The following is a 22,520-nucleotide window of genomic DNA, read 5'->3' on the forward strand; positions in this document are numbered from 1 at the left end:
ATGGTCAAGGTTCACAAGGCGGCGGACGGCAAGCTCAAGCAGACCATCGAGGTCGGCGGCAACACGTTCGTCGCGGATGCGCCGGTCGCGGCCGGCGGCGACGGCGCCGGCCCGGAGCCGCATGACCTGCTCGACGCCGCGCTCGGCGCCTGCACCGCGCTGACCATCACGATGGTGGCGCGGCGCAAGCAGATGCCGCTCGAGGATGTGCGGGTCGAAGTGACGCGCGAGGAAGCGGGCGGCTTGTACAAGCTGTTCCGCCGCATCGAACTGGTCGGCGCGCTCGACGCCACGCAACGCGAGTACCTGCTGGGTATCGCCAACAAATGTCCCATCCACAAGGCCCTCACCGGGCGCTTTGAAATTTCGACGGAGCTTTTCAACTGACTTTGCTCACCTTGCGCGCGCTCGACCTCCGGTTGGGCACGACGGTACTGCTGGAAAACGTCAATCTCGTTGTCGGCCGCGGCGAACGCGTGGCCGTTCTGGGCCGCAACGGCACCGGCAAATCCACGTTGATGCGCGTCATCGAAGGCGAAGCCGTCGATGCGGGCGAGGTCGTGCGCGCGCAGAGCCTGCGCATCGCACGCCTGGTGCAGGACGTGCCCGCCAACCTGACCGGGACGGTGTTCGACGTGGTCGCCGAAGGGCTGGGCGAAGCGGGCAGGGTGCTGGCGCGCTACCAGCACCTGGTCGACGAACACCCGGACAACGTGGACGAGATGGGCCGCCTGCAGGCGCGCATCGAGGCGCTCGGCGGCTGGTCGCTCGACGCCAAGGTGCGAGAAGCGATCTCGCGCGTCGAGGCGGTCGAAACGGCGGCGTTCGAGACCTTGTCCGGCGGACTCAAGCGACGCGTGCTGCTGGCGCAGGCCCTGGTCCGCGAACCCGACCTGATGCTGCTCGACGAGCCGACCAACCATCTCGACATCGATTCGATCTCCTGGCTCGAAGGCTTCCTGAAGAACTTCCCGGGCGCGATCCTGTTCGTCACGCACGACCGTGCCTTCCTGAAGAATCTCGCGACGCGGATCGTCGAGCTCGATCGCGGATCGCTGACCGACTGGCCCGGCGATTACGAGAATTTCCTGCGGCGCAAGGAAGAGCGTGCGCACGCCGAATCGCAGGAACGCAAGCTGTTCGACAAACGCCTGGCCCAGGAAGAAGCCTGGATCCGTCAGGGCATCGAGGCACGGCGTACGCGCAACATGGGACGCGTCGACCGCCTGATGAAGATGCGAGACCAGTTCGACGCGCGGCGCAATGCGCCGGGCAAGGCGAACATGGAAATTGCGGAGGCCGAGAACTCCGGCAAGCGCGTATGCGAGGCCAAGGCCATCTCCTACGAGATCGGCGGGCAGGTGCTGGTACGCAATTTTTCCTGCTCGATCCTGCGCGGCGATCGCGTCGGCCTGATCGGCCGCAACGGCGTGGGCAAGACCACGCTGATCCGGCTCATGCTGGGCCAGCTCGAGCCCACCGCGGGCGAGGTGACGCTCGGCACCAACCTGCAGATCGCCTATTTCGACCAGCTTCGCGGTGGGCTCGACGAGAACGCGCCGGTGTTCGAGGCCCTCGGCGAAGGACGCGATTTCGTCGAGGTCGCGGGCCAGCGCAAGCACGTCATGGGCTATCTGCAGGACTTCCTGTTCACGCCCGATCGCGCGCGCAGCCCGGTGCGCTCGTTGTCCGGCGGTGAGCGCAATCGCCTGCTGCTCGCCCGCCTGTTCGCCAAGCCCTCGAACCTGCTGGTGCTCGACGAGCCGACCAACGATCTCGATCTCGAGACCTTGGAACTGCTCGAAGAGCTGCTGCTCGACTACGCCGGCACCGTGCTCGTGGTGTCGCACGATCGTGCATTCCTCGACGCCGTGGTCACGCGCAGCCTGGTGTTCGAGGGCGGAGCGCGCATCGCCGAGACGGTCGGCGGATATTCGGACTACCTGCGCCAGCGCGGTGCGCCTGCTCCGACGCCCAAGGCCTCGTCCGGCGCCGCGATCCGGCCGACGTCCGCCGCTGCGAGCGCCGTGAAAAGCGCTGCGCTGACCGGCAAGGAGCGACGCGAGCTCGACGAGCTGCCGGCGCGCATCGAGAAGCTCGAGGCCGAGCAGGCCGCGCTGGCGGAATCGATCAGTTCGTCCGCGTTGTATGACCAAAACCGCGCCAAGGCGATCGAAGTGCAGACTCGCTTGTCGGAGATGGCGCAGAGTCTGGCCACGGCGTACGAGCGCTGGGAGCTGTTGGAAGCCCGCCGCTCGGGATCGTGACGCCGGACCTTGCGTCCGACCTCTCCACCTGGATGGCGCTTCGATGATCCGTCGACATTTCCTCACCGGCCTTGCGGCCGTCTTCTTCCTCGGCATGACGCGCCAGCTGGAGGCCGCCACGGCGCCGGCTGCCGAGTTCGCTCCGCTGAAGAAGTCCAAGGAGCAGTGGAAGAAGCTGCTTTCTGCGGAGGCCTACGACGTGCTGTTCGAGGAAGGAACCGAGCGGCCCCACAGCAGCCCGCTGAACGCGGTGAAGGCGCCGGGCACCTTCATCTGCGCGGCGTGTTATCTGCCGTTGTTCGAATCAAAAACCAAGTACGAGTCGGGAACCGGCTGGCCGAGCTTCTGGCAGCCGATGAAGGGGCGGATCGCCACCAAGACGGACGTCCTGCTCGTGATCCCGCGCACCGAGTACCACTGCGCACGCTGCGGCGGGCACCAGGGGCACGTCTTCGACGACGGCCCGAGGCCGACCGGCCTGCGCTACTGCAACAACGGCGTTGCGCTGAAGTTCGTGCCCGAGCCCGACAAGCTGCCTGCGCTGCGCGCGTGAAGCGGCCGCGCGGCGCGGTACTGCTCGCCGCCTTCCTGCTGGGCCTGGGTCTGTCGGCGGGCGCGCAGGCGGCGCGGGCGATCTTCGCGACCGGCTGTTTCTGGAGCGCCGAATCCGACTTCGAGGACCTGCCGGGCGTCACGTCGGTGGTCTCGGGCTACATCGGCGGGTATGTCCCGAATCCCAGCTACGAGCAGGTCGCCAGCGGCATGACCGGCCATGCGGAGGCCATCGAGGTCGTCTACGACCCGGCCCGGATCACGTACGCGGAGCTGCTCGCGCACTTCTGGCGCACGCACGATCCGTTCGACGGGGACGGCCAGTTCTGCGACCAGGGCACGATGTACCGGCCGGCGATCTTCTATCTCGACGCTGTCCAACGAGCCGCCGCGCAGGCGAGTCGCGACGCCGTGCAGAAACGCTTCGGACAGCCCGTCCTCACGCACATTTCCCGCGCCGACCGCTTCTGGCCGGCCGAGGCCGTGCATCAGGACTTCCGCAAGCGCAACACGGCGCGATACGCGGAATACCGGGAGGGCTGCCGACGCGATGCCCGCCTGCGGGAAGTCTGGGGAGACCCGCGTCACTAGGCGGCGAATTCGTCGATGCTAGAGTACGTCGCGTATCGGCTTGCGCCTTACGACTCGCGGCCGGCTTCGCCGTGAGGTCAGCGACCGTTCAAGCGGCCAAGGCCGCGGACCTTGCCCACCGTTCTGCCTGTAATTTTGATCCGATGACGCCATTCGCAGCGCCCAAGAGCGCACAGGGCCCTTGTTCTCGCGCATGAGGCGCGCCAGCCAATCCCAGGCCCAGGGCGTCCAGGGCGTGATGTATGCGCTCGCGATCGTCGGCAACGTGTGGGTGATCGCGACGCTCATGGAGCTCGAGTTCACGATCCCGTACCAGGTCATGGCCATGCTGATGGGCGCCTTCGGCTTCCTGATGCTGCGCCGCTACGACCTGCTGACGCCCTGGATGCCGGGGCGTCAGGGATCGGTTGGCACCCGCATGTACTGGAGCTGGGTGGGGCTGGTGGGTGCGCTGCTGCTGATCGGCTATCTCACGAAGTATTCGGATTACTTCTCGCGCAAGGTCCTGCTGATCTGGTTCGTGACCACGCCGGTGGTCCTGCTGGCGCTGCACAAGCTGTCGGTCGCGGTGGCGGGCCGCCTGCTGCCTCACGCGGTGAGACGTCGCACCTGCGTCGTCGTGTTCGTCAACGACTCGGCGCGCAGCCTTGCGCGCAATCTGCGCAAGTCGCAAAGCTACGAGCTGGTCGGATTCTTCGAAGACCGCGACATGGATCGCACCGGCGGGCCGCTGGAGGGCATGCCGTACCTGGGCAAGGCGCGCAGCGTTGCCCAGTACGTGCGCGATCACAACATCGACGTCGTCTTCGTCGTGCTGCCCGACGACGGTGGCCGCCGTTCGCTGAATCTGCTGGATGATCTGGGCGACACGACCGCTTCGGTCTACTACGTGCCCGATTTTTTGATCATCAATCTCTTCGAAGCGCAGGTGCGGGAGGTCGAGGGCATCACCGTGCTGGAGATCGCCGAGACGCCGTTCTACGGCGCGGACGGCATGCTCAAGCAGCTTTTCGACATGGTGTTCTCGTTCACGGTGCTGGTCGTGCTCTCGCCGCTGATGATCACGGTGGCGTTGATCATCAAGCTGACGTCCGCAGGGCCGGTGATCTTCAAGCAGAAGCGATATGGACTGAACGGTCAGCGGTTCTGGGTCTACAAGTTCCGCTCGATGCACACCGGCGCCATCAATCCCAGATCGGACGTCCAGCAGGCGTCGCGCAACGACCCGCGTGTCACGCCGATCGGCCGCTTCATCCGGCGAACGTCGATCGACGAGTTGCCTCAGTTCGTCAATGTGCTCAAGGGCGAGATGAGTGTCGTCGGGCCGCGCCCGCATACCGTCGCGCACAACGAGTACTACAGGAAGGCCGTGAAGCGATATATGGTGCGGCACAAGGTCAAGCCGGGCTTGACGGGCTGGGCACAGGTCAACGGCCTGCGTGGCGAAACGGCGCAACTCGAACGCATGGAAGAGCGTATCCGCTACGATCTGGAGTACATCAAGAACTGGTCTCCGATGCTCGATCTGCGCATCGTCGTGATGACCGTCCTGATGATTTTCAGAGACCGAAACGCGTACTAGCGGCAGTCCTTGGGGACTCGCATCAGTCGGCTGGTAAAAGGGAGTCCGCAATGTCGATCGATCGAAACTGGAAGATGGCACTGGCGCTCGCTTTTGGCGTGGCGCCCGGCGTCGGGTACGCGAAGCTCGAGCTGGTGCCCTATGTTGCCGTGGAAGCACAGCACGACGACAACGTCTTTCGTGATCGCGACGCAGACGAGGCCGAGGCCGTGCGAGGCGACCGCCAGCGTGCGGACACTTTGCTCCGCTACGAAGGGGGCGTGAATTCTCTCTATTCGGTGGGCCTTCAGACGTTCAATCTGAACGCGGCGGTCAACAAGGTCGAGTACGACCGTTTCTCGGAGCTGGACTACAAAGGTCACAACATCGACGGCGGCATGAAATGGCAGATCGGGTCGCTGGTGAAAGGCGATCTGAAGTTGTCGGACCGGCGCGAACTTCAGGATTTCAACGACACCAACGGCAGCGACGAGCGCAGTCTGCGGGACGATACCGAAGGCAGCCTGTCGATCAACATCAAGGTGCTGAGCGATTTCGAACTGCGTCCCCGGGGAGGCGCCAGGCGCACGCGGTATTCGCGTGGCAACTCGCGGCAGCAGGATCTCGATGAAGAGAACTACGGCCTGGGAATCAGCTACGTCGGGCGCGGCACCATGGCAATCGGCGTGGAAGGCGTGATCCGGGAGGGCGAATTCATCCGCCGCGATCCGGCACCCGGACAGGTCGAGGAGTACGAGGAGACGACGATCCAGCTCGTCGGACGCTGGTCACCGGGCGAGGCGACGTCGCTGGACTACGCGATCGGATCGTCGCGGCGCGACAATGAGGGCGTCGATGTGAAGAACGATTCCACGGTTGTCGGCATGCTCAACGTATCGCGGGTCATCTCGGTGAAGACCAACGTCTACGCCGGCCTGTACCGGGCGATCTCGAGCGCCGACCGCGAGGGCGAAAGTTCGACGATCGGCACCGGCGTCAACGCGGGCGGAACCTGGAAACCGACCCAGCTGATCAGCATCAACGCGTATTCGTTCTATCAGCGGGAGGACTTCCAGAATTCGACGTTGATCAACGCGGATCGCGAAGACAAGCTCAAGGGCATCCATCTCTCGGCGGTGTATTCGCCGCGCGAATGGGTCAACGTGACCCCGAGTGTCGGCTGGGAGGACCGCAAGTCCGAACTCGCCAGCGAGGAATACGAATCCTTCATCGCCGGCTTGCAGCTGAAGCTGCTCTTCCCGATCCGCTGAGCGTGGAGCCGACGTGATACCCGCACCCGAATCCCTCGACCGTCTGCGCGACGGCAACCGGCGCTTCGTGCTCGGCCAGAAGAATCCCGGCACGGTCGCCGCGCCGCGCCAGCTGGCGCATCTCGTCGGCGGACAGCACCCCTTCGCGGTGGTGCTGGGCTGCTCGGACTCGCGTGTGCCGGTGGAAATCGTGTTCGACCAGGGCCTCGGCGATCTTTTCGTCATCCGCAACGCCGGCAACATCGTCGCGCCCTCGGTGGTCGGCAGCGTCGAGTTCGCGGTCGATCGTTTCGAGACGCGCCTGGTGGTCGTGATGGGCCATTCGCGTTGCGGCGCGGTGGGCGCGACGATCGAAGCGCTGCAATCGCAGAGCTCGCCGCCATCGCCCAACGTGAATTCGATCGTGGAGCGGATCCGGCCCGCGGTGCTCGAACTGATGTCGACGCCGCTGCGCGACGATCCTTCGGCGCTTTACCATCACGCCGTCAGGGCCAACGTCCGCGCTTCGGCGAATCAACTGCGGCACGGCTCGGCGATGCTCGAGCGGATGATCGACGACGGCTCGCTGATGATCGTCGGCGCCGAGTATTCGCTCGAGACCGGCCTCGTCGACTTCTTCGACGGCGCAGCCTGAGGCCCGACGGGGCAGGGCGCCCGACCGCGTCAGGCGGCGCGCGACTCCGCGGCCTTGAGCGTGTTGGACATCAGCATCGTCACCGTCATCGGTCCGACGCCGCCCGGGACCGGCGTGATCCACGCGGCGCGTTCCGCGGCGGGCGCAAACTCGACGTCGCCGCTCAGCGACCCGTCGGCGTTCCTGTTCATGCCGACGTCGATCACCGTGGCTCCCGGTGCAATCCACTCGCCCCGCACCAGGCCGGGCTTGCCGACCGCGACCACGACGATCTCGGCACGCGCCACTTCGGCTGCGAGATCGCGCGTGAAGCGGTGGCATACGGTGGTGGTGCAGCCGGCCAGCAGCAGTTCGAGACCCATCGGCCGGCCCACGATGTTGCTCGCGCCCACGACGACCGCGCGCTTTCCGTGAAAGCTCTCGCCGGTGGAGCGCAGCAGCTCGATCACGCCGTAGGGCGTGCAGGGGCGCAGCGTCGGCAGCCGCTGCGCCAGCCGGCCGAGGTTGTAGGGATGAAAACCATCGACGTCCTTGTCCGGACGGATGCGCTCGATGACGGTCGTGGCATCGAGCTGACGCGGCAGCGGCAACTGCACCAGGATGCCGTCCACCGAGTCGTCGGCATTGAGCCGATCGATGGTGGCCAGCAATTCGGCGTTGTCGATCCCGGCGTCGAGATGGATCGGGACCGACCGGATGCCCAGGGTCTCGCAGGTGCGCCGCTTGTTGCGGACATAGATCTGCGACGCGGGGTCCTCTCCGACCAGCACGGTGGCCAGCGCGGGCGCTTTCAGGCCGCGGGAGGCGCGTTCCGCGATACGGGCCTGCAGTCCGACCTGGATCGTCTGCGCCACCGCCTTGCCGTCGATCAGGCGCGCGCTCACGTGTTGCAGGTCCGCTGGCAGGACCGATAAGCGTCGGATTTCAAGGGAAGCGCAGGTGGGGGCGATGGACCGGAATTGTAGCGCCCCCGATGCGCCGCTATTGGAAACGCAGGCTGCCGAGCACCGCCGTGAACCCCTTGCGATCGCCCTTCCACTCGGTGGTCGGCATCGCGAGATAGAAGATCCGGTAGCTGTCGCCGTGCTGGGCCACCAGCTGCAGCACGTGTCGCTGCTGCCGATTGGTCCGGCGGGGCTCGACGAAAACCTTCACCAGCCCGTTCCAGCCCTCGCCGTCGAGCGGGAACTGCTCGTTGGTGTCTTCGTAGTCCGCGCCGATGCAGGCGATCATGCCCGCGCTCTTGCTGATCTTCTCCAGGGTCAGCACGCCCTTGGGAGGCAGATCCGACTCCGACAGCGATGCGCCGCTGGGGCTGGCCAGCATGTAGTCCGGGTGGGCCAGCCGCCAGGACGCGGGCGCCTCGAAGTTGTAGCCCTTCCGGATGTTCGGAAACAGCTCTGCCGATGCGGACGGTGCCACCACGAGAGTCACGACAAGCAACAACACACGGCGCAGACGCATGGCGATCGATGCAGTAAAGGTGGTGAAGATTATCCCGACTCAGGTTTCAGCTCTTGGCAGGCACGCGCTGAATTGCCTCATCTGGCCGATTTGCGGTAGGCCCGCCCCGGGCGATGGGACAGTGGAGTGCGACGACAGCCTGTTGGCCTTTGCTCCTGCAAGCAGCTCGCCAACGCCGGATCAGTCGAACATCGCGGTGTAGCGGCGTTGCATCTCGTCGACGGGAACATCCTCGATCGAGTGCCCGATCATCCAGTCGTGACCGAACGGATCGCGGATCGTGCAGGAGCGCTCGCCGTAGAACTGGTCTGCCGGCGCGCGCAGCATCGTCGCGCCTGCGGCGACCGCGCGGGCCGCCAGCGCTTCGGCGTCGTCCACGTGCAGGTGCAGCGCGAAGCCGGTCGGATCCGGCCGGCGCGGCGCCTGGATGTCGTACTCGGGGTATTCCTCCGACACCATCAGGGTGATGGCGCCCAGTTCGAGCTCGGCATGGCCGATGCGGCCCGAGGGCTCGACGAGCCGGAATTTCTCGCGCGCGCCGAACACGTCGCAATAGAACGCGATCGCCGTGTCGGCGCCTTTGACGCGCAGATACGGGAACACCTCGTGCAGCGTGGATCGAGCCATGTGCAGGTTCTCCGGCAGCGGTTCTGATCAGCCTGTTTCGCCGGATTCAGAGCTGTCATCGGGCGAAGCGGGGGCGGCCTTGCCGGCAGCGGGCGCTGCGTCGTCGTCAGCCTTGCGGCCCGCGGCGGGAGCCGTGACCGGCGCGTGCCCGATGGACTTCAGTTCGGGCGGGAGCGTCCACTCGGAGAGGTCGTAGCCCGCCCCCAGCATCGCCTTGGCGATCTTCTCGAGCTGGCGCTCGTTGCCGCGCGTGGCCTGGATGCTGCCCGGGCGCGACACCAGCACGGTGAACTGATCGAGGAAGCGTGCGCGATCCGTGAGCAGGTTGGAGCTGGGCAAGCGCGACTGCGCCCATTTCTGTGCGCCGGTCAGTTCCTGCATGAAGACGATCGAGGCGCCGCCGCCGTCCATGACGATGCAGGCGACCTCACCCTGGCGCAGCACGCGACCTCGCGAGGTCGCCGCCTCGAACAGGTTGCGCGGCTGCGTCGCCATGCCGGCTCAGCTCCGGTGGTAGTCGCGAAACCAGCGCACGAAATGTCCGAGGCCGGTTTCCAGCGGGGTGGCCGGCGCGAAGTCGACATCGCGCTGCAAGGCCTCGACATCGGCATACGTGGCCTGCACGTCGCCCGGCTGCATCGGCAGCAGCTTCTTCACGGCTTTCACGCCGAGCAGGTTCTCGAGCGTCTCGATGAACTGCATCAGCGAGACCGGGCTGTGATTGCCGATGTTGTAGACGCGCCAGGGTGCGCGGCTCGACGAAGGATCCGGATCCAGCGCATTCCAGTCGGGATTTCCGGCGGGCGGTCGATCCAGCAGCCGCACCATCGCATCGACGATGTCGTCGATGTACGTGAAGTCGCGCTGCATGTCGCCGTGGTTGAAGACCTCGATCGGCTTGCCGGCGACCATCGCCTGCGCGAACTTGTAGTACGCCATGTCGGGCCGGCCCCAGGGGCCGTAGACCGTGAAGAAGCGCAGCCCGGTACAGGGCAGCCCGTATAGGTGCGCGTAGCTGTGGGCCATCAGCTCGTTGGACTTCTTGGTGGCCGCGTACAGCGAAACCGGGTGATCGACATTGTCCTCGGCCGACCACGGCAGCTTCTCGTTGGCGCCGTAGACCGACGATGAAGAGGCGTACAGCAGGTGCGGCGTCTTCTGCGCGCGACAGCCTTCGAGGATGTGCGCGAAGCCGACGAGGTTGCTGTGGATGTACTCGAGCGGCTTTTCCAGCGAATAGCGGACGCCGGCCTGGGCGCCCAGGTGGACGACGCGATCGAACCTGGTTTCGGCGAACACGCGCTCCATCGCCTCGCGGTCCGAAAGATCGGCCTTCACGAAGCGGAAGCCCTTGCGCGGCTGCGTCAGCGCGAGCCGCGCGTGCTTCAGCGCTGGATCGTAGTAGCTGTTGAGGTTGTCCAGGCCGGTGACCTCGTGCCCGGCGTCGAGCAGGCGCTGGCTGAGGTGATGGCCCACGAAACCGGCAGCGCCGGTGACGAGGATGCGGGAAGGTGGTGTCGACATGGTCCGGCATTATGGCAAGCCCGCCCGCGACTGCCTCGCTCGGTCGCGTGCCGTCTGCACGGAGGCATCCCTGGCGGCGGTCCGGCCGCGCCGGCAGCCACCCTCCCATCTGGTGGGTGATGCGGGTCGACCCTGCAGAGCACGATGCGGCTGTCGTGAAATAATTGGGCCCCGCTTCGCAATGCCGATGCCGCGGGTCCGCCGGACCCGGCTCTGCGCCCATGAACTCCCTGATGAATCTGCTTCCGCTCCTGGCGACGCTTGCGGCCCTGCTATCCGGGCCGCTGCTCTATGGCCTTGCGCGCCCGCGGCCCGCGTTGCTGGCGTTTCTCGACGGCTTCGTCCTCGTGAGCATCGCCGGACTGGTGTTGCTCGAGGTTGTGCCCGGCGCGTTCGGAGACGGCGGACCGTGGAGCTTCGCGTTCCTCGCGCTCGGGGCGATCGGCCCCAGCCTGGTCGAGCACGGCCTTCAGCATGCGCGACGCGAGGCGCACCTGGCGACGCTCGCGCTGGCGGTGCTGGGTCTGCTGCTGCACAGCCTGGCCGACGGCGCGGCCCTGACACCCGCGCAGGGTCTGCACGAAGGGCATGGCCATGCGCGCGAGGCGCTGGCGATCGCCATCGTGGTCCACAGCGTCCCGGTCGGGCTGATGGTGTGGTGGGTCATGGCGCCGGTGTTCGGCCGCACCTTGCCGGCCGCGACCATCGCGATGATGTGCGCGGGCACGGTCGCCGGCTATCTGTTCGGGCTGGAACTGAACTCGGTGCTGGGGGCGCGCGCCTTCGCCTGGTTCGAGGCCCTGGTGGCCGGGTCGATTCTTCACGTCGTGTTCGGGCGGCCGCATCTGGACGAGCAGTCGGACCACCGCGATCCGCAGCCTCCGTTCGAGGGCCTGGGCAATCTCGCGGCGCTGCTGGGCCTGATCGCGCTTGCGCGGCTCGATCCGCATGCCGGCACGCTGCAGGGCGTCGGCGCGGCGATGGTGCTGCTGGTCGTGGCGATCGCACCGGCACTGCTGCTGGGCTACGCGGTCGCGGGCCTGGTGACGGCCTTGCGCACGCCGCCCGATGCGCGGCCGTCCCGCTGGACCCGTGCCTGGCAGATGGCCGTGATCGGCGCCGTCGACGCGTCCGCCGCGCGCCTGCTCGCCTTGCTGCTGTGCCTGGCCGCGCTCGACATGGTGCTGTCGTCGCACGGCGTGCAGTTGAGCGCGTACTGGATCGGGATGGGAACGATCCCGGTGTGGCCGGCCATCGTGCTGGCCTTGCTGTACCTGGGTTCGCTGCTGCGGCGCGGCGGCCGTCGCTGGCTGTCGAGCGTGGTCGGCGCGAACGCTCACGAGGCCCACGTGCATTGAAGAACCGGCGGCTGCTTCTGGCATGCTGATGGAATGAACGTGAACCAGGCTCTGGTGCTGTCCAAGTCCGTCCCGCGGCTCGACCTCGTCGCGTGGATCCTGATGGGGATCGGCCTGTTCCTGGTGCTCCATCTGCACCTGCTGCCGGCGCTGCTGGGCGGGCTGCTGGTGTTCGAGCTGGTGCGGATCCTGACGCCATTGGTTCGTCGCGCGGAGATCAGTCGCGACTGGGCCAGCATCATCGTGGTGGTCGCGATCTCGATCCTGGTCGTGACCTTCCTGATCCTGCTGATCTTCGGCGCCATCACGTACTTCCGCAGCGACGCCGGCAACCTCTCCGCGTTGATGCGCAAGCTGGCCGAGATCATCGACCAGTCGCGCAACCGGCTGCCGGGCTGGGTGCTCGCCTACGTTCCGGAGACTGCCGAGGAGCTGCGTACGGCCACCACGACCTGGCTGCGCGAGCATTCGGCCGCGCTGCAGGGCGTCGGCAAGGACTTTGCCCGCGCGTTGGTGCACATCCTGATCGGCATGGTGGTGGGTTCGCTGCTGGCCTTGAGCGAGGCGACCACGGTGGTCGGCAGGCGCCCGCTGGCCACGGCCCTGGTGGAACGCACCGAGCGCCTGAGCCGGTCCTTTCGCCGCGTGGTGTTCGCGCAGTTCTGGATCGCGGGTGTCAATGCGACGCTCACCGGCCTTTATCTGGCCGTGCTGCTACCGCTGACCGGCGTCGATCTGCCGCTGACCAAGACGCTGATCGCCGTCACCTTCGTCTGCGGCCTGTTGCCCGTCGTCGGCAACCTGATTTCGAACGCCGTCATCGTCGTGGTCAGTCTGAGCAATTCGCTGTTCGTCGCGATCGGCTCGCTGACCTACCTGGTGGTGATCCACAAGCTCGAATACTTCCTCAACGCCCGCATCATCGGTTCCCGCATCCGCGCCAAGGCGTGGGAGATGCTGATCGCGATGCTCGTCATGGAATCGGCATTCGGCATCGCGGGCCTGATCGCGGCGCCGATCTACTACGCGTATCTGAAGGACGAATTGCAGGACAAGGCGCTCGTCTGAGTGCCGAGGTTCGCGTCACGAAAAGCGGTTCATAAAACGGTTGGAATACAAGGAGAGAGACGTGCTCAAGGTGCATCACCTCAGTAACTCGCGTTCGCAGCGAGTCCTCTGGCTGGTCGAGGAACTCGGCGTTGCGTACGAACTGGTCAAGCACATGCGCGATCCGGTCACGGTCCGCTCGCCACCGTCGCTGTTCAAGATCCATCCGCTGGGCAAGGGGCCGACCATCGAACACGATGGCAAGGCGCTCACCGAATCCGGCGCGATCCTCGACTACATCACGCGCCGCGTGGCGGGCGGCAAGCTCAGCATTCCAGAGTCCTCGCCCGAATTTGCCGACTACTGCTTCTGGCTGCACTACGCCGAAGGCTCGGCGATGGGTCCGGTGGTGTTCGACCTGCTCAACGGCATGACTGGCAACGGCTGCGGCGACGCCCTGCGCGGGTTCTTCATGAACGAGCTCCAGAACAGCTTCGCGTACATCTCGGATGTGCTGTCGAAGCGGGAATTCCTGCTCGAGAGTGGTTTCTCGGCGGCCGACATCAACATGACCTGGGTGCTGGAACTGGCCGAGCCGCTGGGCCACATCGAGACCCGTCCCATCCTTGCGGCCTACCTCAAGCGCATGCAGTCACGCCCGGCGTACAAGCGCGCGATGGAGAAGGGCGGTGAGCAGGACCTGCAGATGTTTCGTCCCAAGGCGGCGCTGCCGCTGACCTGAACCCGCAAGGAAGACCCCGCCATGACCGCACCCAGCAAGGCCCCCACGCCGTTCGCTTTCGACGATCGCAACATCCAGTGGCAGCCGCTCGGCGAGCTGCAGCACTTCGTCGCCAAGATCTACCGCGTCGACGAGGTCGCCAAGGCGGTCGACTTCATCGTGAAGTTCGATCCGCTCGAGACGATCGTGCCGCACCGGCACGTCGCGCCCACCAACACCTTCGTCGTGCAGGGCGAGCATCGCCTGTACGAACTGGACGGCAGCCCGAAGGAGATCCGGCCCTGCGGGACGTTCACCGCCACGCCCGCCGGCACACCGGGTCACCTCGAATGCGGTGGCGACGAAGGCGCGATCGTGCTGTACCACATGTGGACGGAGGACGGCTCCGAAGAGCTGTTCGAGATCCAGGACAACGACGGCAAGGTGATCGGCACGCTCGGGTTCAAGGATTTCGTCGCGGCGAAGGCGGCAGCGGAAGCCGCCTGACCTCACCGTGGCCCGGGTGAAACCCGGGGCTTTCGTCTCCCTTGATGGAAAAAGCCCCGGGTTTCACCCGGGCTACGAAAGCGGCTCCCTCAATGCGGCGTCACGCCGCGCGACGACGCCATCTGCAGCGATAGCTCCAGCGCCTGTTCGTAATTGAGGCGCGGGTCGACCTGCGAACGGTAAGCGCGCTCGAGATCCTTCTCCGACAGGTCGCGCGCGCCGCCCAGGCATTCCGTCACGTCCTCGCCGGTCAGCTCGAGGTGCACGCCGCCCAGTCGCGAGCCGCAGTCGGCGTGGATGGCGAAGGCCTGCCGGACTTCCGAGGCGATGTCATCGAAGCGGCGCGTCTTCACCCCGCTGGCGAGCGTCTGCGTGTTGCCGTGCATCGGGTCGCAGATCCACAGCGCGCGATGGCCGGCCTTCTTCACGCATTCGATCAGGCGCGGCAGGTGATCGGCGATCTTGCCGGCGCCCATGCGATGGATCAGCACCAGCCGCCCTGCCTCGTTGTCGGGATTGAGCGTACGGCACAGCCCGAGCAGCCAGTCGTCGGTGATCGACGGGCCGATCTTCACGCCGATCGGATTGCGGATGCCGCGGCAATACTCGACGTGCGCGCCGTCCAGATCCGCGGTGCGCATGCCGATCCACGGAAAGTGCGTGGACAGGTTGTACCAGCCGGGCTTGCGCGGGACCTGGCGCGTCTGCGCCTGCTCGTACCAGAGCACCAGCGCCTCGTGGCTGGTGTGGAAGTCGATGCGATTGAACTCGTGCAGGTCGGTGCCGGCAAGGCGCTCCATGAAACGCAGCGAGTTGCCGATGGTGTCGACACGCAACTGGTATTCGGTGGCCAGCGGCGAGCGTTTCGCCCAGGCCAGATCCCAGTACTCCGGGTGATGCAGATCGGCGAAGCCGCCGTCGATCAGGCCGCGCACGAAATTGATCGTCATCGCCGAATGCATGTGCCCGCGCAGCAGCCGCCGCGGATCGGGAATGCGGGCCTCGGGCGTGAATTCCGGAGCGTTGACGATGTCGCCGCGATAGGCGGGCAAGGTGACGCCGTTGCGGGTTTCGCTGTCGGCCGAACGCGGCTTGGCGTACTGGCCGGCGAAGCGGCCGATGCGCGTGACGCGGGTCTGCATCCCGTGCACGAGCACCAGCGACATCTGCAGCAGAACCTTGAGACGGTTCGTGATGATCTCGGCGCGGCAGTCCGCGAACGACTCGGCGCAGTCTCCGCCCTGCAGCACGAAGCGCTTGCCCGCTTCGGCTTCGGCGAGCTGGTTGCGCAGCGCCTCGACCTCCCAGGACGTCACCAGCGGCGGAAGCGTGCGCAGCTCGTCCAGCGCGTGACCGAGCGCCGCCGCATCCGGATAGGCCGGCTGCTGTACCGCGGGTTTCTGTTGCCAGCTATCGGGCTGCCAGGTCATGCGCACCTCGTCGACGAAAAAACCGGCGACGACGTGTCCGCCGGTAGGGACAGCCCGATCCTGCGGCTCGCCCACAGGTCGTGCAAGCTCGGGGTTCGAACAGAAGGAGCTGCGACGTGGACTATGCCCATCCCGAGTACCTGACCGAGACCGACTGGTTGGAGGCCCATCTGGGCGACCCGGATCTGCGCGTCATCGACTGCACCCATTACCTGCCGAACTATTTCGACGAAAGCGCCGGGCGGCGTATCGAGATGGTCAGCGGACGCAGCCACTACGAGGCCGGGCACATTCCCGGCAGCGCCTTCGTCGATCTGCGCGAAGATCTTTGCGACCGCAACAATCCGCGCTTCATGTATCCGATGCCACCGGCCGCGCAGTTCGAGGCGGTGATGTCGCGTCTGGGCGTGGGTCCCGGTACGCGTGTCGTGCTGTACGACGACATGCTCAACCTCTGGGCCGCGCGCGTGTGGTGGATGATGCGCAGCTTCGGGTTCGACGGTGCCGCCGTGCTCAACGGCGGCTGGAAGAAGTGGGTGGCCGAGAACCGTCCGGTGTCGCAGGCGTCGAGCACGTATCCGGCGTCGAGTTTCGTGGCGCGCACGCGACCGGAGCGGATCGCGAAGCGGGACGAGGTGAAAGCCGCCATCGGAGATGGGGCCACGTGTCTCCTGAACGCGCTGGATCCCGAGGAGTTCGCCGGCCGCGGCCCGGTCCGCTACAAGCGGCCAGGGCACATCCCGTCGAGCGTGAACGTGTCGTTCCTCGGCCTGTTGAAGCCGGATACGCAGATCTACCTCGACGCCGACACGCTGCGAGCGCAGTTCGGACATGCCGGGGCGACCGGCGCCGACCGCGTCATCGCGTACTGCGGCGGCGCCATCGCGGCGAGCAGCGCGGCCTTCGCGCTCAGCCTGATCGGCGTGGAGAACGTGGCCTTGTACGACGGCTCGATGACCGAATGGGCAGCGGATCCGAGCCTGCCGCTGGTGTGACCGGCGACGCCTGAGGAAGACGGCCGGATTGCGCTGTTTCAGGACGCAGGAGGCTCGCCGCCGCCGATGCTGTCGAGGATCATGATCTTCTGCCAGATCTTCTGGGAGAGTCCGTCGGTCAGGGTCTCCACGTCGTTGACGGCGTCCAGCACCATGCTGTCGTTGAGGTACTGCGCGTAGACCGCCGCGAGCTTGCTGGTGATCGACAGCATCTCGGAGCAGTAGTCCAGGTAGCGCGACAGCTCGAAGCGGCTCATCACGCGCTGCGGCGACGACGCGGTGTCCATGCGTCGCGTCAGTGCATGCTCCGGGTCCTTGGTGAGCTGATGCATGTCGATGATGTGCGCGATGCTGCGCAATTCGTGCAGCGCGGCCAGGGCGGCCTTGCGCTTGGGTCGCGACTCGAACGTCACGAGGAACCAGACCGCGATCGCGACGAACACCAGGTTGTTGATGCCGGCTTCGAGTCCCTGCATCAGGTCGATGATGCCGCCGACCTCGTCCTTGACCTGCACGAACACGGGTGCGACGACGGCGATGCCCACCAGCGCCAGCACCGCGGTCCAGGCGCCGATGCGAAGGCCCCAGTGCGGACTGCGCAGCGCCTCGATGCGCGACTGCGTTTCCTGCGCGATCGCGACCAGTTCGCGCGCGACGTGGCTGAGCCCCGAGCCGGTGAAGCGTTCGGAAATGCGCCGCTCGAGCATCGACGCGGTGTCGTGGATCTGCTTGGGGTCGAGCTGGCGGTAGATCGGCACGGAAGTGCGGCGCGGTCGCGGCGTCGAGGGGACGGTCCATGGTAGCGGGCCCGCGGGCCGGGCTGTGACGCGGCATGCGCTCCGCCCGGGTGCCGTGGCGAAGGGGCAGGAAGGCTGAAACCGGGCTGACACGAAGTTTCCGCCCCATGAACGACGCCGGACATGGCCGATGCGTAGCCTGGATTCCGTCGAACACATCCTTCTTCGCAACCCACTTCAACCTCTGGAGCTACCCATGAAAACCTCGAAATCCTTCTTCCGCCTGATCGCCGTTGCCGCGCTGCTGTCGGCCGCCGCCGCAGCTCCCGCCCACGCCGCCCGCTTCAACAACGGCACGGAATTCAACGGCCGCTTCAACAACGGCATCGAGCGCAACGGCCGGTTCAACAATGGCGTTCAGTACAACGGTCGCTTCAACAACGGCCTCCAGCTCAACGGTCGTTTCAACAACGGCCGCTTCAACAACGGCGTGATGCTGCAGGGTCGCTCGCCCGACGGTGTGCAGGTCGGCCAGCCCGTCGCCGTGACGCTGCCCGCGTCGGCCCGCTGAGCCTCGTCGCCGGCTCCGGCCTCGCGCCGGGGCCGGCGCTTCCTCGACCGGCCTCCATTCCCATGAACCTTCGTCCGACGCTTGCCACGCTGACGTCTTCTGCGCGCAGCCTGCTGCTCGCGCTGGGAACGGCGCTGGGGTTCGCGTTCGTACTGAAGGCGCTGCTGCTGATCGTCAGTGGAGAATTCGGGCTCGACACGCCGGGCGTGATCGTTCGGGGATTCCTGCATCCCGGTCTGGCGGTGTTCGGCGGCGGCCTGCTTGCCGCGCTGGCCATCGAGCTCGTGCTGACCGGCTGGGCCGCGTCCTCGCTGCGACGCCTGCTGATCGCCCCCTCGGATTCCGCTCGAAGCGACCTGTTCTATCTCTTTCTCGCGCTGTCCGGCGGCATCGCCGCGTCGGCGACGCTGATCTCGGCCGGCCTGGTCGACGCCGCGGTGGCCCTGCTGGATGCCCGCAGCCATCACGGTCCGCTGGTGGACGCGCCGATCTGGATGGCCGCACCGCTGCTGTACCTGGGCATGACGTTCTTCAACTACTGGAACCACCGCCTGCTGCACACGCGCGCGCTGTGGCGCCTCCACGCCGTACATCACTCCGCCACGGAATTCACGATCGGTACCGCTGCGCGGATCTCGCCGATGGAAGCCGTGCTGATCGCCGTTCCGCAGGCGATCCCGGCAGCGCTGCTGGGGGCCTCGCCCGACGCGATCCTGATCGCCTCGATGGTCGCCTCGTTCGAGAGCCTGTGGACGCACAGCAACCTGCGCGGGCTGGGCTGGCTCGAACGCATCGGCATTTCGAGTCCGCGTGCGCACAAGATTCATCACGCGCGCGATGCCCGTTTCCACGATCACAACTTCGGCGACCTCGTGCTGATCTGGGACCGGCTGTTCGGCACCTACATGGATTCGCGCAACGCACCCGCGGATCTTGTGCTCGGTGTCGACGGCATGGGTGATCGCTACGACTCGCGCCAGCCGCTGCGCGATTTTCTGCAGGTGCACGTCGACTGGGTCAGAGATCTGATCACGCGCGTTCGTCCGCGTCCGCTGCCTGCGACCACGAGCTGAATCTTCTTGATCAGCGGCGGGTCTGCGCACCGTGCGCGTCACGTCTTCGTAGGGTGCGCCTCGCGCACCGATTCCGTTTCCAACGAAAGCGGCTTGGTGCGCGGAGCGCACCCTACGAACTGACCGTGCTCACGCATTGGAGTGGCGCCGTCACCGTTCCACGCGCATGCCGTGCATGCAGATCATCTGACGGCATTCGCGGCCGCGAACTCAGCGCGCCGCCGCGCGCACCGTCAGCGGCTTGGATCCGCAACCCTCGTGCACGTCGCGGCCACAGGCGCGCGGCGCGAGCGCAAGGTCCAGGCAGATGCGTACTTCGCGCAGGGAATTGCCCTTGCACTCGAACGTGATCGCGTCCGGCGTCAAGCGCGGATTGGCTTCGATGAAAGCGCGCTCGAGATCCTGTCGCTTCACCGGCCGGTCGGACGCCGCTGCCAGCGCGGCGCTGGGAACGACCACCGAGCGTCCGGCATGTTCGAGCGCCTCGAAATACGCCTCGGGCGTCATGCCGCTGCAGCTGCCGTGTTTTTTCCACTGGTGGAACACGAGGCCGCGATCGGGAACCAGTTCCGCGAGATCGTCTGCAGTGCGCTCGCTGACACGCGCGTGCGTGTCGCAGGACGCGGGGTAGCCACGCTCGTATTGCGGCCACAGGCCGTGGACGATGAACTCGTGGGGTTGCGAGCACTGCCGCGAGTTCGGGCGCGCCTCGCTGGAGGCGCAGAACTCGGGCGACCACGACAGCGCCAGCACCCAGTAGTCGAAGCTCGCGCGGGCGGGTGCGTGCGGAGTCGGGGCTTCGGCGGGAGCCGACGTGTTCCCCGGCAATTCGAGGCGCGGCGTCGAGAAAGCCGGATCGTCGGCCGGGGCCGGCGGAGCGTCACCCGGCTGGCATGCGCTCAGCCCGGCGACGACCCACAACGCGCGCAGTCCCCGTTGCAGGACCGCGCGCATCTCTTCAGGCCTTGACGCCGCCTGCGAGGAACAGCCAGGTCTCGACGACCGTGTCCGGATTCAGCGACATGCTCTCGATGCCTTCCTCGAGCAGCCACTTCGCCAGTTCCGGGTGATCGCTGGGTCCCTGGCCGCAGATGCCGACGTACTTGTTGCGCTTGCGGCAGGCCTGGATGGCCATGTGCAGCATCGCCTTCACGGCATCGTTGCGCTCGTCGAACAGGTGCGCGATCAGACCGGAATCGCGATCCAGCCCGAGCGTGAGCTGGGTCATGTCGTTGGAACCGATCGAGAAGCCGTCGAAGTGATCGAGGAACTGGTCGGCCAGCACCGCGTTGCTCGGCAGCTCGCACATCATGATCAGCTCGAGGCCGTTGTCGCCACGCTTGAGGCCGTTCTCCGCCAGGATCTCGTTGACGCGCTTGGCTTCGCCGATCGTGCGCACGAACGGGATCATGATCTTGATGTTCGTCAGACCCATCTCGTTGCGCACGAAGCGCATCGCCTCGCACTCCATGTCGAAGCACGGACGGAACGAGGGCGCGATGTAGCGCGAGGCGCCACGGAATCCGAGCATCGGATTCTCCTCGTGCGGCTCGTACTTCTTGCCGCCGACGAGGTTGGCGTACTCGTTGGACTTGAAGTCCGACATGCGCACGATCACCGGTTCGGGCGCGAACGCCGCGGCGATGGTCGCGATGCCTTCGGCCAGACGCTTGACGAAGTAGTCGCGCGGGCTGGCATAGGCCGAGATCATCGCGTTGATCTGGCGACGCACGTCGGGCGGCTGGCGTTCGAGCTCGAGCAGCGCCTGCGGGTGGATGCCGATCTGGCGGTTGACGATGAACTCGAGTCGGGCCAGACCCACGCCGCGATGGGGCAGGGCGGCGAAGTCGAACGCCTGCTCCGGCGTGCCGACATTCATCATGATCTTGACCGGGATGTCCGGCATCTTGTCGAGCGCGACCTCGTCGACCGCGAAGTCGATGTGGCCGTCGTAGATCTTGCCGGTGTCGCCCTCGGCGCAGGAGACCGTGACGCTCTGGCCATCCTTCAACAGGTCGGTGGCGTTGCCGCAGCCGACGACGGCCGGGATGCCCAGTTCGCGCGCGATGATCGCGGCGTGGCAGGTACGGCCACCGCGGTTGGTGATGATCGCGCTGGCGCGCTTCATCACCGGCTCCCAATCGGGATCCGTCATGTCGGTGACGAGCACGTCGCCGTTCTGCACCTTCGACATCTGGTCGAGGCCCTTCATCAGCCGCACGGTGCCGGCGCCGATCTTCTGGCCGATCGCGCGGCCTTCGAGCAGCACCTTGCCGTGGTCCTTGAGCTTGTAGCGGCGCAGCACGTTGGCCGAGGCGCGGCTCTGCACGGTTTCGGGACGCGCCTGCAGGATGTAGATCTGGCCGTCGACGCCGTCCTTGCCCCACTCGATGTCCATCGGACGCTGGTAGTGGTCCTCGATGGTCTGCGCCTGCTTGGCCAGTTCGGTGACGTCCGCGTCGGTCAGGCAGAACTTGCCGCGTTCGTCGTTGGCCACCGGCACGAACTCGACGGTGCGGCCGAGCTTGCGTTCGGTCGAATACACCATCTTCTTGGCCTTCTCGCCCAGGCCACGCTTGAGGATGGCGGGACGACCGGCCTTCAGGGCCGGCTTGTAGACGTAGAACTCATCCGGGTTGACCGCGCCCTGGACCACCGCTTCGCCCAGGCCGTAGGAGGCCGTGATGAAGATGGCGTCGCGAAAGCCCGACTCGGTGTCCATCGTGAACATGACGCCCGATGCACCCTTGTCCGAGCGGACCATGCGCTGCACGCCAGCCGACAGGGCGACGTGCTCGTGCGCGAAGCCGTGATGCACGCGGTAGCTGATGGCGCGGTCGTTGAACAGCGACGCGAAGACTTCCTTGATCGCGTGCAGGACGTTGTCGATGCCGCTGACGTTGAGGAAGGTCTCCTGCTGTCCGGCGAACGAAGCGTCAGGAAGATCCTCGGCGGTGGCCGAGGAGCGCACGGCCACCGAGATCTCGGTGCCCGATTCCTTGACCAGCTCGTGGTACGCGGCGCGGATCTCCTTTTCGAGCTGCGCCGGGAACGGTGCCTTGGAAACGGCGTCGCGGATCGACTTGCCGGTGGCGGCCAGCGCCTGCACGTCGTCGACGTTCAGGGCCTTGAGCTGCCCGTTGATCTTCTCGTCGAGGCCCTCGTGGCGGAGGAACTCGCGGTACGCATCGGCCGTGGTCGCGAAGCCGTTGGGCACTTTCACGCCGGAGGCGGCGAGGTTGGAGATCATCTCGCCCAGGGAGGCGTTCTTGCCGCCGACGGTTTCGACGTCGTGCATGCGCAGTCGCGAGTACCAGAGTACGTGTGAGCTCACTCTTTGAATTTCCTGGATGTGGGAGGGGCGCGCGGCGGGCCGCGTGCGCCGCGATTCTAACCGCCCGGAAGATCCGATTTGGCGTTTCCTGCGCCCTGCAAGCCGGTTCGACCGGCCCTTTGCAGATCGCAAAAGAGGAGTGTCATGGGGTTTTTATGCGGGAAGTTCCGCGCCGGCCGGCTTGCCGCGAGGGTCTGCGCGGCCGTGGCTCGCGGCCCCACCAAGGCCCCGGACTGGATTCGATCACGAGGAACCC

The 22,520-nt window shown here is 66.3% G+C and carries 23 protein-coding genes; 14 read left to right on the top strand and 9 right to left on the bottom strand.

Annotated features, from left to right (window positions below; translation table 11 throughout):
* From DFR24_RS03715 to DFR24_RS03745, 7 genes are all read left to right on the top strand, one after another.
* The gene (locus DFR24_RS03715; protein WP_133879982.1) at nucleotides 1–387 is read left to right on the top strand and encodes an OsmC family protein; all 387 of its coding nucleotides are present in this window, start codon (nucleotides 1–3) and stop codon (nucleotides 385–387) included.
* Nucleotides 384–2,267, top strand: coding sequence for an ATP-binding cassette domain-containing protein (locus DFR24_RS03720; protein WP_133879983.1), 1,884 nt, complete (start codon nucleotides 384–386; stop codon nucleotides 2,265–2,267). The genes DFR24_RS03715 and DFR24_RS03720 overlap by 4 nt, the downstream gene beginning before the upstream one ends.
* A gap of 43 nt (nucleotides 2,268–2,310) precedes the next feature.
* Entirely contained in the window at nucleotides 2,311–2,820 is a 510-nt protein-coding gene (gene msrB / locus DFR24_RS03725) for a peptide-methionine (R)-S-oxide reductase MsrB (protein WP_133879984.1), read from the top strand.
* Nucleotides 2,817–3,410: a peptide-methionine (S)-S-oxide reductase MsrA gene (gene msrA / locus DFR24_RS03730; RefSeq protein WP_210772642.1), complete on the top strand. Its 594-nt coding sequence runs from the start codon at nucleotides 2,817–2,819 to the stop codon at nucleotides 3,408–3,410. Before msrB ends, msrA begins: the two co-directional genes overlap by 4 nt.
* Before the next feature lie 193 nt (nucleotides 3,411–3,603).
* A complete protein-coding gene (locus tag DFR24_RS03735; RefSeq protein WP_133879985.1) occupies nucleotides 3,604–4,992 on the top strand; it encodes an undecaprenyl-phosphate glucose phosphotransferase in 1,389 nt (462 codons plus the stop codon).
* A gap of 50 nt (nucleotides 4,993–5,042) precedes the next feature.
* The gene (locus DFR24_RS03740; protein WP_133879986.1) at nucleotides 5,043–6,242 is read left to right on the top strand and encodes a hypothetical protein; all 1,200 of its coding nucleotides are present in this window, start codon (nucleotides 5,043–5,045) and stop codon (nucleotides 6,240–6,242) included.
* Nucleotides 6,243–6,255: 13 nt separating this feature from the next.
* Complete coding sequence (locus DFR24_RS03745) at nucleotides 6,256–6,876, top strand: carbonic anhydrase (RefSeq protein ID WP_133879987.1); 621 nt, start codon at nucleotides 6,256–6,258, stop codon at nucleotides 6,874–6,876.
* A gap of 29 nt (nucleotides 6,877–6,905) precedes the next feature.
* Here the strand turns inward: DFR24_RS03745 and folD are convergent, their stop codons facing one another.
* From folD to DFR24_RS03770, 5 genes are all read right to left on the bottom strand, one after another.
* Nucleotides 6,906–7,760 carry a bifunctional methylenetetrahydrofolate dehydrogenase/methenyltetrahydrofolate cyclohydrolase FolD gene (folD, locus tag DFR24_RS03750; RefSeq protein ID WP_133879988.1) on the bottom strand — a complete coding sequence of 285 codons (855 nt, stop codon included), beginning with the start codon at nucleotides 7,758–7,760 and terminating at the stop codon, nucleotides 6,906–6,908.
* A gap of 97 nt (nucleotides 7,761–7,857) precedes the next feature.
* Nucleotides 7,858–8,301: a hypothetical protein gene (locus tag DFR24_RS03755; protein WP_211346582.1), complete on the bottom strand. Its 444-nt coding sequence runs from the start codon at nucleotides 8,299–8,301 to the stop codon at nucleotides 7,858–7,860.
* 219 nt (nucleotides 8,302–8,520) lie between these two features.
* A complete protein-coding gene (locus tag DFR24_RS03760) occupies nucleotides 8,521–8,967 on the bottom strand; it encodes a VOC family protein (protein ID WP_133879990.1) in 447 nt (148 codons plus the stop codon).
* Between the two features lie 27 nt (nucleotides 8,968–8,994).
* Nucleotides 8,995–9,462, bottom strand: a complete 468-nt coding sequence (locus DFR24_RS03765) for a hypothetical protein (RefSeq protein WP_133879991.1) — start codon at nucleotides 9,460–9,462, stop codon at nucleotides 8,995–8,997.
* 6 nt (nucleotides 9,463–9,468) lie between these two features.
* Nucleotides 9,469–10,491: an NAD-dependent epimerase gene (locus DFR24_RS03770; protein ID WP_133879992.1), complete on the bottom strand. Its 1,023-nt coding sequence runs from the start codon at nucleotides 10,489–10,491 to the stop codon at nucleotides 9,469–9,471.
* Between the two features lie 233 nt (nucleotides 10,492–10,724).
* On the opposite strand from DFR24_RS03770, the gene DFR24_RS03775 reads away from it, so the two are divergent.
* The 4 genes from DFR24_RS03775 (at nucleotide 10,725) to DFR24_RS03790 (ending at nucleotide 14,124) form a co-directional block, all read left to right on the top strand.
* The gene (locus tag DFR24_RS03775; protein WP_133879993.1) at nucleotides 10,725–11,849 is read left to right on the top strand and encodes a hypothetical protein; all 1,125 of its coding nucleotides are present in this window, start codon (nucleotides 10,725–10,727) and stop codon (nucleotides 11,847–11,849) included.
* 33 nt (nucleotides 11,850–11,882) lie between these two features.
* Nucleotides 11,883–12,917 carry an AI-2E family transporter gene (locus DFR24_RS03780; RefSeq protein ID WP_133879994.1) on the top strand — a complete coding sequence of 345 codons (1,035 nt, stop codon included), beginning with the start codon at nucleotides 11,883–11,885 and terminating at the stop codon, nucleotides 12,915–12,917.
* 61 nt (nucleotides 12,918–12,978) lie between these two features.
* Nucleotides 12,979–13,638: a glutathione S-transferase family protein gene (locus DFR24_RS03785; RefSeq protein ID WP_133879995.1), complete on the top strand. Its 660-nt coding sequence runs from the start codon at nucleotides 12,979–12,981 to the stop codon at nucleotides 13,636–13,638.
* Between the two features lie 21 nt (nucleotides 13,639–13,659).
* Nucleotides 13,660–14,124: a cupin domain-containing protein gene (locus DFR24_RS03790; RefSeq protein WP_133879996.1), complete on the top strand. Its 465-nt coding sequence runs from the start codon at nucleotides 13,660–13,662 to the stop codon at nucleotides 14,122–14,124.
* Nucleotides 14,125–14,213: 89 nt separating this feature from the next.
* On the opposite strand, the gene DFR24_RS03795 is transcribed toward DFR24_RS03790, so the two are convergent.
* Complete coding sequence (locus DFR24_RS03795; protein WP_133879997.1) at nucleotides 14,214–15,554, bottom strand: class II 3-deoxy-7-phosphoheptulonate synthase; 1,341 nt, start codon at nucleotides 15,552–15,554, stop codon at nucleotides 14,214–14,216.
* 116 nt (nucleotides 15,555–15,670) lie between these two features.
* Here DFR24_RS03795 and DFR24_RS03800 point away from each other — a divergent pair, with 116 nt between their 5' ends.
* Entirely contained in the window at nucleotides 15,671–16,549 is an 879-nt protein-coding gene (locus DFR24_RS03800; RefSeq protein ID WP_133879998.1) for a sulfurtransferase, read from the top strand.
* 38 nt (nucleotides 16,550–16,587) lie between these two features.
* On the opposite strand, the gene DFR24_RS03805 is transcribed toward DFR24_RS03800, so the two are convergent.
* The gene (locus DFR24_RS03805; RefSeq protein WP_210772643.1) at nucleotides 16,588–17,307 is read right to left on the bottom strand and encodes a hypothetical protein; all 720 of its coding nucleotides are present in this window, start codon (nucleotides 17,305–17,307) and stop codon (nucleotides 16,588–16,590) included.
* A 235-nt stretch (nucleotides 17,308–17,542) separates the two neighbouring features.
* On the opposite strand from DFR24_RS03805, the gene DFR24_RS03810 reads away from it, so the two are divergent.
* Entirely contained in the window at nucleotides 17,543–17,857 is a 315-nt protein-coding gene (locus DFR24_RS03810) for a hypothetical protein (protein ID WP_133879999.1), read from the top strand.
* Nucleotides 17,858–17,919: 62 nt separating this feature from the next.
* Nucleotides 17,920–18,930: a sterol desaturase family protein gene (locus DFR24_RS03815; protein WP_133880000.1), complete on the top strand. Its 1,011-nt coding sequence runs from the start codon at nucleotides 17,920–17,922 to the stop codon at nucleotides 18,928–18,930.
* A 210-nt stretch (nucleotides 18,931–19,140) separates the two neighbouring features.
* Here DFR24_RS03815 and DFR24_RS03820 read toward each other — a convergent pair whose 3' ends face one another.
* Both DFR24_RS03820 and ppsA read right to left on the bottom strand, forming a co-directional pair.
* On the bottom strand, nucleotides 19,141–19,884 hold the full coding sequence (locus tag DFR24_RS03820) for a ribonuclease T2 family protein (RefSeq protein WP_133880001.1): 744 nt from the start codon (nucleotides 19,882–19,884) through the stop codon (nucleotides 19,141–19,143).
* A gap of 4 nt (nucleotides 19,885–19,888) precedes the next feature.
* A complete protein-coding gene (ppsA, locus tag DFR24_RS03825; protein ID WP_407075114.1) occupies nucleotides 19,889–22,228 on the bottom strand; it encodes a phosphoenolpyruvate synthase in 2,340 nt (779 codons plus the stop codon).
* Nucleotides 22,229–22,520 lie beyond the last annotated feature (292 nt).

The sequence above is a fragment of the Panacagrimonas perspica genome (assembly GCF_004364935.1).
In the GTDB taxonomy this organism is placed as follows: Bacteria; Pseudomonadota; Gammaproteobacteria; order Nevskiales; family Nevskiaceae; genus Panacagrimonas; species Panacagrimonas perspica.

Excerpts from the sequence above, each read along its gene's own strand:
- DFR24_RS03715 (WP_133879982.1), top strand. The coding sequence starts at position 1 with ATGGTCAAGGTTCACAAGGCGGCGGACGGCAAGCTCAAGCAGACCATC.
- msrB (WP_133879984.1), top strand. The coding sequence starts at position 2,311 with ATGATCCGTCGACATTTCCTCACCGGCCTTGCGGCCGTCTTCTTCCTC.
- DFR24_RS03735 (WP_133879985.1), top strand. The coding sequence starts at position 3,604 with ATGAGGCGCGCCAGCCAATCCCAGGCCCAGGGCGTCCAGGGCGTGATG.
- DFR24_RS03740 (WP_133879986.1), top strand. The coding sequence starts at position 5,043 with ATGTCGATCGATCGAAACTGGAAGATGGCACTGGCGCTCGCTTTTGGC.
- DFR24_RS03760 (WP_133879990.1), bottom strand. The coding sequence starts at position 8,967 with ATGGCTCGATCCACGCTGCACGAGGTGTTCCCGTATCTGCGCGTCAAA.
- DFR24_RS03765 (WP_133879991.1), bottom strand. The coding sequence starts at position 9,462 with ATGGCGACGCAGCCGCGCAACCTGTTCGAGGCGGCGACCTCGCGAGGT.
- DFR24_RS03770 (WP_133879992.1), bottom strand. The coding sequence starts at position 10,491 with ATGTCGACACCACCTTCCCGCATCCTCGTCACCGGCGCTGCCGGTTTC.
- DFR24_RS03775 (WP_133879993.1), top strand. The coding sequence starts at position 10,725 with ATGAATCTGCTTCCGCTCCTGGCGACGCTTGCGGCCCTGCTATCCGGG.
- DFR24_RS03780 (WP_133879994.1), top strand. The coding sequence starts at position 11,883 with ATGAACGTGAACCAGGCTCTGGTGCTGTCCAAGTCCGTCCCGCGGCTC.
- DFR24_RS03790 (WP_133879996.1), top strand. The coding sequence starts at position 13,660 with ATGACCGCACCCAGCAAGGCCCCCACGCCGTTCGCTTTCGACGATCGC.
- DFR24_RS03795 (WP_133879997.1), bottom strand. The coding sequence starts at position 15,554 with ATGACCTGGCAGCCCGATAGCTGGCAACAGAAACCCGCGGTACAGCAG.
- DFR24_RS03810 (WP_133879999.1), top strand. The coding sequence starts at position 17,543 with ATGAAAACCTCGAAATCCTTCTTCCGCCTGATCGCCGTTGCCGCGCTG.
- DFR24_RS03815 (WP_133880000.1), top strand. The coding sequence starts at position 17,920 with ATGAACCTTCGTCCGACGCTTGCCACGCTGACGTCTTCTGCGCGCAGC.
- DFR24_RS03820 (WP_133880001.1), bottom strand. The coding sequence starts at position 19,884 with ATGCGCGCGGTCCTGCAACGGGGACTGCGCGCGTTGTGGGTCGTCGCC.
- ppsA (WP_407075114.1), bottom strand. The coding sequence starts at position 22,228 with ATGCACGACGTCGAAACCGTCGGCGGCAAGAACGCCTCCCTGGGCGAG.